Consider the following 9,290-nt stretch of genomic DNA (forward strand, 5'->3'; position numbering starts at 1 on the left):
CGCCCTGCTTGATGTCGATGCCGGAATGCGAGAGCGCAATGACGATGTCGGCGCCATCTTCCCTGATTTGCGGCACCCAAGCCCTGGCCGCCTCGACGATGTCGCGCGTCTGGACATTGCCTTCGAGGTTCTTCAGGTCCCAGACCATGATCTGCGGGGGCACGAAGCCGATCACGCCGATCCTGATCGGCTGCTCGGCTCCGGCCCCGTCCTTGATCTTCCTGTCGAGGATCACATAGGGCTTGAGATAGAGCTTGTCGTCGCGCGGGTTGGCGGCGAGCGTGGTGCCGCGGACCAGGTTGGCGCAGACGAAGGGGAAATTGGCGCCGGCCAGCACCTTGTCCATGAACGACAGGCCGTAGTTGAACTCGTGGTTGCCGAGCGTGGAGCATTCGTAGCCGAGCAGGTTCATGCCCTTCATGATCGGATGCAGGTCGCCGTCCTTCATGCCCCTCTCATAGGCGGCATAGTCGCCCATCGGGTTGCCCTGCAGCAGGTCGCCATTGTCGATCAGCATCGCATTGGTTGCTTCCTTGCGCACAGCGTCGATCAGCGAAGCCGTGCGCGACAGGCCCATCGTGTCATTCGCTTTGTCGGCGTAATAATCATAGGGCAGCAGGTTCACATGGATGTCGGTCGTCTCCATGATCCTCAGATGCGCCTGGTTGGCCGCTGCGCGGGCGGAGAAGGGATGCAGCATGATCAGCGCTCCGGTGGCGGCGGCTCCGGCCAGGAACTCGCGACGGGAGACAGGCAGTCGTGACATCGTTCTCTCCTCTTCGGCATCGTGACACGCCCGGCCCCGGCGTGGAGCTTGGCGCTGAAGGACCATCAAGTCCATGTCTGACGGAAAGCTGTTGATCACGACAAGGTGACGTGTCGATGAAACGGGCCGGTGAGAAGTCAGCCTTTGTCGTCATCACCCTGGGTGATCAGCCGCGCGCTGCGCTGCCCGGTGGCGTATATCCATAGCCAGCTAAGAGAAACGGCAAGCCGGTTGCGGAAACCGATCAGGAAATAGATGTGGGCGATGCCCCAGAGCCACCACGCAAGCCAGCCGGTCAGCTTGATCCAGCCGAAATCGATCGCGGCGGCGCGCTTGCCGATGGTCGCCAGATCGCCGTCATGCCTGTAACGGAAAGGCCGAGGTGTCGTGTCGCCCGCCAGGCGTGCCTTGATGGTCGCGGCAACATGGCGGCCTTCCTGCTTGGCGGCTGGGGCGACGCCCGGCACCGGCTTCCCGTCCGGCCGCAGGAGATGCGCGGTGTCGCCGATGACGAAAATCTCCGGGCTGCCGGGCACCGTGAGGTCGGGCTCGACCAGCACCCTGCCGGCGCGGTCGGCGGCTGTGCCGAGCCATTCCGCCGCCGGCGAGGCTGCAACGCCGGCCGCCCACAGAATGGTTCTTGCCGGCAGATGCGTGTCGCCAAAGACCACGCCCTCGGCATCCAAGGCTGTAACAGCGCGGCCGAGTTCGACCGTGACGCCAAGCCGTTCCAAGGCCTTGCGGGCGTAATCCGACAGTTCCGGCGCGAAATTGGCGAGGATACGGTCACCGGCCTCGATCAGCACCACGCGCGCCTGCCGCGTGTCGATGTTGCGGAACTCGCCGCGCAGCGTGTCGTGCGCGAGCTCGACAATGGTGCCGGCAAGCTCCACCCCGGTCGGACCGCCGCCGATAATGACCAGCGTCAGCAGTGCCTGGCGCCTGGCCGGATCGGTCTCGCGCTCGGCCTGCTCGAAGGCGAGCAGGATGCGGCGCCGGATGGTCGTGGCATCCTCGAGCGTCTTCAGCCCAGGTGCGAAGGGCTCCCATTCGTCGTGGCCGAAATAAGCGTGACGCGCGCCGGTGGCGAGCACCAGCGTGTCGTAGCCAACCGAGCCGCCATCATCCAGAAGCACTCTTTTGCCGGCGCGGTCGACGCCAATGACGTTGCCCAGAAGGGTCGTCACGTCCTCGCGCCTGCGCAGCAGATGGCGGATCGGCCAGGCCACTTCCGATGTCGCCAGCGAAGTGGTCGCCACCTGGTAGAGCAGCGGCTGGAAGAGGTGATGATTGCGCTTGTCGATCATGGTGACGCGCACCGGCGCGCCGGCCAGCGCCCGGGTGAGTTCGAGACCGCCGAACCCCGCGCCGACGACAACGACATGATGGTTGGCTTCGTTCATCTTAGATCACCCTCGGCCGGCTATCCGACGACCATGATGTAAGCATTTTTGTGCACTGCAACAACTCCTCCAGGCGCCGAGCCATTGCCCGGGAGTCGTCGCCGGGTGTCGTGAACGCACATGCCGGCTCCAGGTTCGGAGGTATAGCGTGGTGCGGAATAACGGAGTTCACGATGGCCAACAATCGCGAAGACGAGGAGCCCGCTCAATACGCCTCGCCGCCCTGCTTCATGCATGAGCTCGACCCGGAATACCGGATGCCGCTCACCGACTGGACCGATGTCAGGCGCTGGCGCAAGGCCGAGCGTGAAAGACTGATCACGGCCCGGCTCGCCGTCCCCGCCGACGCGCGCGCGGCGATGTCGACGCGCATTGCCGAAGGGCTCGACGCCTTGATCGGCGACATTGCTGGCCGCATGGTCAGCCTCTACTGGCCATTTCGCGGCGAGCCGGACCTGCGCGGCTGGATGGCCTCAATCAACGAAAGAGGCGGCCGCACGGCACTTCCCGTCGTCATCGAGAAGGGGCAGCCACTGGTCTTCCGCGCCTACGCGCCGGGCGACCGGCTGGAAAAGGGTGTCTGGAACATCCCGATCCCGGCCGAGGGCGAACCCGTGCTGCCGGACATCGTCATCTCGCCGATCGTCGGCATCGATCCGAGCAATTACCGGCTGGGCTATGGCGGCGGCTTCTTCGACCGCACGCTGGCCGCGATGCCGTTCAGGCCACTCGTCATCGGCGTCGGCTACGAGTTGCAGCGCATTCCGACGATCTACCCGCAGCCGCACGACATTCCGATGAGCGAGATTGTGACGGAGGCTTCGACTGCCTAGCGCTGCCTGTGTCAGACGGTCCAGGTCCAGTCGATCGGATAGTTGAAAATCGGGGTGAACGTGACGCCCACCGCCTCCATATCCCTACGGCCGTCGACGACCATCTCCTTCAATCGGTCCAATTGGGCCGCGTGCTCGTCGGTGTCCCACACACTGACTTGTACGATCGAGCCCTTCGGCGAGACGCCCGCATAAAAACGAAGGAGCCCGGGCAGCCGTCTGATGGCTGGGATTATGTACTGCGAGGTCTTCTTGCTCGCGGCGTCGACTTCCGCGAACCGACCTGGGTCAAAGCTGGCGCGAGATACGCGGACAACGGCGGTTGCCGGCAATGACTCGGTCAAAGTGATTCTTTCCGTCATATCGCAGCCGCTGCCTCCTGCTGGTTGTTAGTCCGAACCCTAGGCCATCTCGGGCCTAAGCCCGACCGCCGTCCTGTCGACGATCTCGCGCAGCGCGAAGGACGAGTTTATCTTTGTCACATGCGGCATGGCGGACAGCCATTCCTTGTGGATGCGCTCGTAGTCGACAAGGTCCTTGGCGGCGATGCGCAGGATGTAGTCGTATTCGCCCGACATCAGATGGCAGGACAGAACGTTCGGGCAGCGCTTGATGGCGGCCTCGAAATCCGACAACGTCTTCTCGAACTGTCCCGACAACGATATGTGCACGATCGCCGTCATCTGGTGGCCGAGCGCGGCATTGGAGAGCCGCGCGTGGTAGCCGCGGATGGTTCCGGACTTCTCCAGGTTGTCGAGCCTGCGCGAACAGGCCGATTGCGACAGTCCGACCTTCTCGGCGAGCGCCGCATTGGGTATCCGCCCATCCTTCTGCAAAGTCTCCAGAATGGCGATATCAATCCTGTCGAGCGGCATTCTTCGTGGTTCCTGCGAATTTTTCGGTATTTCACGCAACGATTAGCGAAGTGCTGGCGCTGCCGCAAGTGCATTCGCAAACACATACGGAACGATTCATGCTTGACTGCGTCCATTGCGTGTCGCCCAAAACCGCATGGCGGTTTCGGGGTCGATGGCACGCCTGGAAATGACAGGGAGAGCGCCCTTCAAGGGTGCGGACAGGAGAACAAAATGCGCGTCGGCTGCCCCAGGGAAATCAAGAACCATGAATATCGCGTCGGCCTGACGCCCGGCTCGGTCCGCGAATATGTCGCGCACGGCCACGAAGTGCTGATCGAGACCGGCGCGGGCGCCGGCATCGGCGCCGACGACAACGCCTATCGCGCCGCCGGCGCCACCATCGCCAAGACCGCCGCCGACGTGTTCGCCAAGTCGGACATGATCGTCAAGGTGAAGGAACCGCAGCCGAACGAGTGGGTCCAGTTGCGCGAAGGCCAGATACTCTACACCTATCTTCACCTTGCTCCGGATCCGGACCAGACCAAGGGCCTCCTCGCCTCGGGCGTCACCGCGATCGCCTATGAGACTGTAACCGACGACCGCGGCGGCCTGCCGCTGCTCGCGCCGATGTCGGAAGTCGCGGGCCGCCTGTCGATCCAGGCCGGCGCCACCGCGCTGCAGAAGGCCAATGGCGGCCGCGGCGTGCTGCTCGGCGGCGTGCCCGGCGTTCTGCCCGGCAAGGTCACAGTGCTCGGCGGCGGCGTCGTCGGCCTGCACGCGGCCAGGATGGCGTCCGGCCTCGGTGCCGACGTCACCATCATCGACCGCTCGATCCCGCGCTTGCGCCAGCTCGACGACCTTTTCGCCGGCCGCGTCCACACCCGCTACTCGACTGTCGAGGCGCTGGAGGAAGAATGCTTCTCGGCCGATATCGTCGTCGGCGCCGTGCTGATCCCGGGCGCGGCCGCGCCGAAGCTGGTCACCCGCGAAATGCTTTCCGGCATGAAGAAGGGCTCGGTGCTTGTCGACGTCGCCATCGACCAGGGCGGCTGCTTCGAGACCTCGCATGCCACCACCCATGCCGAGCCGACCTATGAGGTCGACGGCGTCATCCACTACTGCGTCGCCAACATGCCGGGCGCGGTGCCGGTCACCTCGGCGCATGCCCTCAACAACGCAACGCTGCATTACGGCTTGCAGCTCGCCGACAAGGGCCTGAAGGCGCTGGTCGACGATCACCACCTGCGCAACGGCCTCAACGTCCACAAGGGCAAGATCACCAACCGCGCCGTCGCTGAAGCGCTCGGCTACGAGATGGTAGAGCCGAAGGCAGTGCTCGCCGCCTGATAGCAGACAAGAACTTCCTCCCGTCTCGCCCGCCGGTCCTTCCGGCGGGCTTTTTCTTTGCCGGAGAAGAGCAGGCAACAAAAAAGCGGAGCCAAAGCCCCGCTTCCTCGATGTCGCGACATGCCGCCGGTCCATCCGCGGTCGGCAATCGATCAACGACTACCTTTTAGCGCGGTTATACGACGGGAATACGACAGCTATTACCGGATGTTCGCGCGGCTACGAAATTCAGGCCGATGCCAATACTCGTTGTGTGAAATGCTTCACATCCGGCTGTCGGGAAAAATGCCTAGAGACGCGCGGCCTGCTGGCGACTTCGCCAACAGCTTCTGTCGCAGGCTTTTCCCAACTGCCCGCCAGACCATCGGCGGGCTTCTTTTTTTGCGTTGCCGATCACGCTCGTTCGATGCGGCACTGGTAGCAGTTGTTTCGCGCCGAGCGGACGTGGATGTAGGCCACGTCGTCGCGCTCGAAGAGCTTGTCCGCGCGGGCCGCGATGCTATCCGTCGGGATGACCGCGCCGGTACCGTAGACGATGCGATCGTCCTTGCCGTAGCCGCGCACGATGTAGTCGCTGCTCGCCAGCATTTCCGGAAGCGCATCGTCCTCCATGGCGCGCTCGCACTCCTCCGCATGCAGGAAGATCGGCCCGGTCTCGGCATAGGGCTGAAGCTCCGGGAATGGCCGGTATGCGACGATCAGATAGCCGTCACCCGCGGACACATTCCTCATGCAATGTCGGCATGGCACACCATCGCCATCGGAAATCCTGCGCTCCGGCGCGCGGCCGTATGAATCGGGTCCTCCACGCTGCAAGGCGCGCACGGCTTCGGTCGGCAAGGCTTTGAACTGGATGCTCATGGCGAAATCTCCGGTGTTGGCGACCGGAAACTAGGCTTTGGCAACGGCGCCTCCCACCCGTTTCCCGCCAACCGCCGTGCTGGAACGGAAAGAGCCCGGCTTGCGAAGCCGGGCTCATCGAACCGTCGATCGGTGCCCTCGTGCTAGCGCACGAAATCGTCGAAGCGGCGCAGCGTCACGCGCCGGTTGCGCCAATTCTCCTGCTGCGTCGGCACCAGCAGGAACTCCTCGCCATAGCCGACGGTGTCGAGTGCATAGGCGGGCACGCCGAATTCGCGCACCAGCGTGTGCTTGAGCGAGGCAGCGCGCCGCTCCGACAGGACCTGGTTCGACTGGAACGAGCCCACCGCGTCGGTGTGGCCTTCGATCAGGATGCGGGCGCCGCGATCGCGCCGCAGGATGCGGTGAAGCGCATCGGCAATGATCTCGACCTTGCCGTATTGCGAGGCAGAAATCGCCGCCGAGCCGAATTCGAAATTGATCGACTGGATGTCGATCGACTGCGCCATGCGCCGCAGGTCCGGCCGCCGCTTGAATTCGCGGATCGTGACGCGCTCGTTCGGGCGCAGCTTCATCCTGGGCGCGGCCTCGAGCTGGCGTTCTATGGTCGCGGCCGAGGGCGTGGTGGCCTGCGCAAAGCCGAGGCTCGGCATGGCAAATGCCGCAATCATCGCCACGGCAAATGTACGTCGGGTCAGCATGTCTTTTTCTCCTGTAGGTCTCGGCCTGTTGATGCGGCCGGACCATGGCAAAGACAGTCTGAAGCGACGATGAACGGGATGTTCAGATGCTTAGCTAGGGCCTCATGACACTCGCCGAGCGCTCGGCGAAGGTCATCGGATGCACGATTTCCTTCTTCTGCGCCACGGGCGCGAAGCCGAGCTTCTGATAGAGCGGCAGCGCCGCCGGATGGTCGAGCGTGCAGGTCTGCACCGTGACGCGTCTGGGTCCATGCGCCCATGCGGCGGAGATCGCGGCGCCGAGGAACCAGCGGCCGATGCCCTGGCCATGGGCATGCTCCATCATGCCGAAATAGGCGAGCTCCACCTCGTCCGGCAGATGCGGCTTGAGGTCGAAGAAGCCTGCCGGGGAACCGTCAAGGTAGAGCACCCTGATGTCACGGTCCTCGCGGTGAAGCCCGGCGGCCAGTTCCTCGTCGCTCAGCCTCAGCACGTTGACCCAGTGCCATTTGCGCCCGACGCGATCCATCAGATAGCGGTAGAAATGGAGCGGCATGTCCCTGGTCTTCAGCAGGGCGATCTGCCGGTTGTAGGGCGCTGACGGCGACGTCGCCGGCGCCGCGTGCATTTCGAGGAATGTGACCGTGACCTCGATTTCGTCGGGCACGCCGTTTTCCATGACAATCATTCCTTGCCCGTCACCACCGGCGTGTCGCTGAGCCCGCCCCACTCGGTCCACGAACCGTCGTACAACCTGTTGTCGGTATGGCCAAGCGTCTCCAGCGCCAGCGTGATCGCCGCCGCGGTGATACCCGAGCCGCATGACGTGACGACCGGCTTTGCAAGATCGATGCCTGCGTCCTCGATCACCTTGCGCAGGCGGTCCCTTGGCAAGAGCTCGCCATTCTCGGCAAGCGAGGTGATCGGCACATTGCGGGCGCCGGGCATATGGCCCGAGCGGACGCCGGCACGCGGCTCGGGATCAGTGCCGGCGAAACGGCCGGCCGAGCGTGCATCGGCGATCTGGCTTTCATGGCCATCGACGATGCGGCGCATCTCGGCGAGGCTGACGACCCGGCCGGCGTCGAAATCGGCATGGAAGATGCCTGGCGCGAACCGGGTGGGTTCAGCCGTCACTGGCCGCCCCTGCGCCTTCCAGCGGTCGAAGCCGCCGCTCAGTATATAGACCTGGAAGACCCCCATGACGCGGAACATCCACCACGCGCGCGGTGCGGAGAAAAAGCCCGGGCCATCATAAATGACGATCGTGTCGTCGGCCGAAATGCCCATCGAGCCCACATATCGCGCGAAATACTGAGGTGACGCCAAGGTGTGCGGCAGCTTGGAGTCCGGGTCCGAAACGGCATCCTGGTCGAGGAACAGCGCTCCGGGAATGTGTGCGGCGTCATATTCGCCGCGTGCATCGCGCTTCTGCGCCGGCAGGTACCAGGAGGCGTCGATGATCGTCAGGCCGGGTTCTCCCAACTTCTTCTCAAGCCAATCCGCATCGACGACGAAAGGACTGTCCTCGGGCATTTTCTTCTCCTTCAGCGCCTGTGGGGCCTAGTGCGTCAGTTCGCCGGCATCGGGCCGAAGCGAATGCGGAAGCGCCGGTTCTCGCGGCCCTTCTTCTCGATCTTGCCGATGTGGATCTCGCCGACCTCGCCCGTGCTTTTCACATGCGTGCCGCCGCAAGGCTGGCTGTCGATCGAGCCGTTGTCGCCGATGCAGACCAGCCGAATCCTGCCGGTGCCGACGGGTGGCCGCACGTTCTTCGACTTCACCAGCCCGGGATTGGCGGCCAGCTCCTCGTCGGTGATCAGCCGCGTGAAGATCGGATGGTCGGCCCGCACCAGTTCCATCAACCTCGCCGTCACATCCTCCTTGGTGAAGCCTGCGTCGGGAATGTCGAAATCGACGCGGCTGTCGTCCTCGGCGACGGCGGCACCGGTGATCGGAAACGGGCAGACGACGGTCAGCAAATGGCAGGCCGCATGCATGCGCATCAGAAGATGGCGCCGCTCCCAGTCGATGGCGAGCTTGAGCTTCTCGCCGATCGCCGGCATGGCCTGTTCCGGCGCCGGAACATGGATGATCTCGTCCTTGGTTTCACCGGTGATGGTCGCCGCTATGGCGATGCGGCCACCATCGGCGCGCTCGAACATGCCGGTATCGCCGGGCTGCCCGCCCGAGGTGGCATAGAAGATAGTCCGGTCGAGAATGATGCCGCCCCGGTCGTTGATGGCGACGACCTGCGCCTCGGCCGTCTTCAGATAGGCATCGTCGCGAAACAGCGCTTCGGTTTTGTGGGCCATCACGCCACCGTCTCGAACGGCACCGAGATGTCGGCTTTCTCTTCCATCCAACCCGGCACCGGCAGGTTCTTGCCGCGCAGGAATTCCGGGTTGAAGAGTTTCGACTGGTAGCGCGTGCCGTAGTCGCAAAGCACCGTGACAATGGTGTGGCCAGGCCCGAGCTCGCGCGCCAACCGGATGGCGCCGGCGATGTTGATGCCGGTCGAGCCGCCGACGCAGAGCCCCTCT

Annotated in this window: 11 protein-coding genes and 1 pseudogene; 2 read left to right on the forward strand and 10 right to left on the reverse strand. The window is 64.1% G+C overall.

Annotated features, from left to right (window positions below; all coding sequences use genetic code 11):
• Positions 1-766: metallophosphoesterase (locus Q0L57_RS31885; protein ID WP_296747070.1), on the reverse strand; the 766-nt coding region annotated here is incomplete at its 3' end.
• Positions 767-903: 137 nt separating this feature from the next.
• A complete protein-coding gene (locus Q0L57_RS31890; protein WP_296747071.1) occupies positions 904-2,169 on the reverse strand; it encodes an NAD(P)/FAD-dependent oxidoreductase in 1,266 nt (421 codons plus the stop codon).
• A gap of 173 nt (positions 2,170-2,342) precedes the next feature.
• Between Q0L57_RS31890 and Q0L57_RS31895 the strand changes: the two genes are divergently transcribed.
• The gene (locus tag Q0L57_RS31895) at positions 2,343-3,002 is read left to right on the forward strand and encodes a 5-formyltetrahydrofolate cyclo-ligase (RefSeq protein WP_296747072.1); all 660 of its coding nucleotides are present in this window, start codon (positions 2,343-2,345) and stop codon (positions 3,000-3,002) included.
• An 11-nt stretch (positions 3,003-3,013) separates the two neighbouring features.
• On the opposite strand, the gene Q0L57_RS31900 is transcribed toward Q0L57_RS31895, so the two are convergent.
• Both Q0L57_RS31900 and Q0L57_RS31905 read right to left on the reverse strand, forming a co-directional pair.
• Positions 3,014-3,346: a hypothetical protein gene (locus tag Q0L57_RS31900; protein ID WP_296747073.1), complete on the reverse strand. Its 333-nt coding sequence runs from the start codon at positions 3,344-3,346 to the stop codon at positions 3,014-3,016.
• A gap of 57 nt (positions 3,347-3,403) precedes the next feature.
• On the reverse strand, positions 3,404-3,877 hold the full coding sequence (locus Q0L57_RS31905; RefSeq protein WP_296747074.1) for an Lrp/AsnC family transcriptional regulator: 474 nt from the start codon (positions 3,875-3,877) through the stop codon (positions 3,404-3,406).
• A gap of 213 nt (positions 3,878-4,090) precedes the next feature.
• Between Q0L57_RS31905 and ald the strand changes: the two genes are divergently transcribed.
• Positions 4,091-5,206 (forward strand): alanine dehydrogenase, encoded by a 1,116-nt coding sequence (gene ald, locus Q0L57_RS31910; protein WP_296747075.1) that lies wholly within the window; start codon positions 4,091-4,093, stop codon positions 5,204-5,206.
• A 393-nt stretch (positions 5,207-5,599) separates the two neighbouring features.
• On the opposite strand, the gene Q0L57_RS31915 is transcribed toward ald, so the two are convergent.
• The 6 genes and pseudogenes from Q0L57_RS31915 to Q0L57_RS31940 all read right to left on the reverse strand — a co-directional run.
• Positions 5,600-6,067: a DUF1203 domain-containing protein gene (locus Q0L57_RS31915; protein ID WP_296747076.1), complete on the reverse strand. Its 468-nt coding sequence runs from the start codon at positions 6,065-6,067 to the stop codon at positions 5,600-5,602.
• Positions 6,068-6,210: 143 nt separating this feature from the next.
• Positions 6,211-6,768 (reverse strand): OmpA family protein, encoded by a 558-nt coding sequence (locus tag Q0L57_RS31920; RefSeq protein ID WP_296747077.1) that lies wholly within the window; start codon positions 6,766-6,768, stop codon positions 6,211-6,213.
• Positions 6,769-6,862: 94 nt separating this feature from the next.
• Positions 6,863-7,426 (reverse strand): GNAT family N-acetyltransferase, encoded by a 564-nt coding sequence (locus tag Q0L57_RS31925; RefSeq protein WP_296747078.1) that lies wholly within the window; start codon positions 7,424-7,426, stop codon positions 6,863-6,865.
• Between the two features lie 5 nt (positions 7,427-7,431).
• Entirely contained in the window at positions 7,432-8,283 is an 852-nt protein-coding gene (sseA, locus tag Q0L57_RS31930) for a 3-mercaptopyruvate sulfurtransferase (protein WP_296747079.1), read from the reverse strand.
• A gap of 35 nt (positions 8,284-8,318) precedes the next feature.
• Positions 8,319-9,062 (reverse strand): alanyl-tRNA editing protein, encoded by a 744-nt coding sequence (locus Q0L57_RS31935; protein WP_296747080.1) that lies wholly within the window; start codon positions 9,060-9,062, stop codon positions 8,319-8,321.
• Positions 9,062-9,290: pseudogene (locus Q0L57_RS31940) on the reverse strand (cysteine synthase A); the annotation flags it as partial. The pseudogene Q0L57_RS31940 and the gene Q0L57_RS31935, both read right to left, overlap by 1 nt.

The organism is Mesorhizobium sp. (assembly GCF_024509055.1).
Lineage (GTDB): Bacteria > Pseudomonadota > Alphaproteobacteria > Rhizobiales > Rhizobiaceae > Mesorhizobium.

Bases quoted from the DNA above. Each gene is read 5' to 3' on its own strand.
- Q0L57_RS31890 (WP_296747071.1), bottom strand. From the start codon at position 2,169: ATGAACGAAGCCAACCATCATGTCGTTGTCGTCGGCGCGGGGTTCGGC.
- Q0L57_RS31895 (WP_296747072.1), top strand. From the start codon at position 2,343: ATGGCCAACAATCGCGAAGACGAGGAGCCCGCTCAATACGCCTCGCCG.
- Q0L57_RS31905 (WP_296747074.1), bottom strand. From the start codon at position 3,877: ATGCCGCTCGACAGGATTGATATCGCCATTCTGGAGACTTTGCAGAAG.
- ald (WP_296747075.1), top strand. From the start codon at position 4,091: ATGCGCGTCGGCTGCCCCAGGGAAATCAAGAACCATGAATATCGCGTC.
- Q0L57_RS31915 (WP_296747076.1), bottom strand. From the start codon at position 6,067: ATGAGCATCCAGTTCAAAGCCTTGCCGACCGAAGCCGTGCGCGCCTTG.
- Q0L57_RS31920 (WP_296747077.1), bottom strand. From the start codon at position 6,768: ATGCTGACCCGACGTACATTTGCCGTGGCGATGATTGCGGCATTTGCC.
- Q0L57_RS31925 (WP_296747078.1), bottom strand. From the start codon at position 7,426: ATGGAAAACGGCGTGCCCGACGAAATCGAGGTCACGGTCACATTCCTC.
- sseA (WP_296747079.1), bottom strand. From the start codon at position 8,283: ATGCCCGAGGACAGTCCTTTCGTCGTCGATGCGGATTGGCTTGAGAAG.
- Q0L57_RS31935 (WP_296747080.1), bottom strand. From the start codon at position 9,062: ATGGCCCACAAAACCGAAGCGCTGTTTCGCGACGATGCCTATCTGAAG.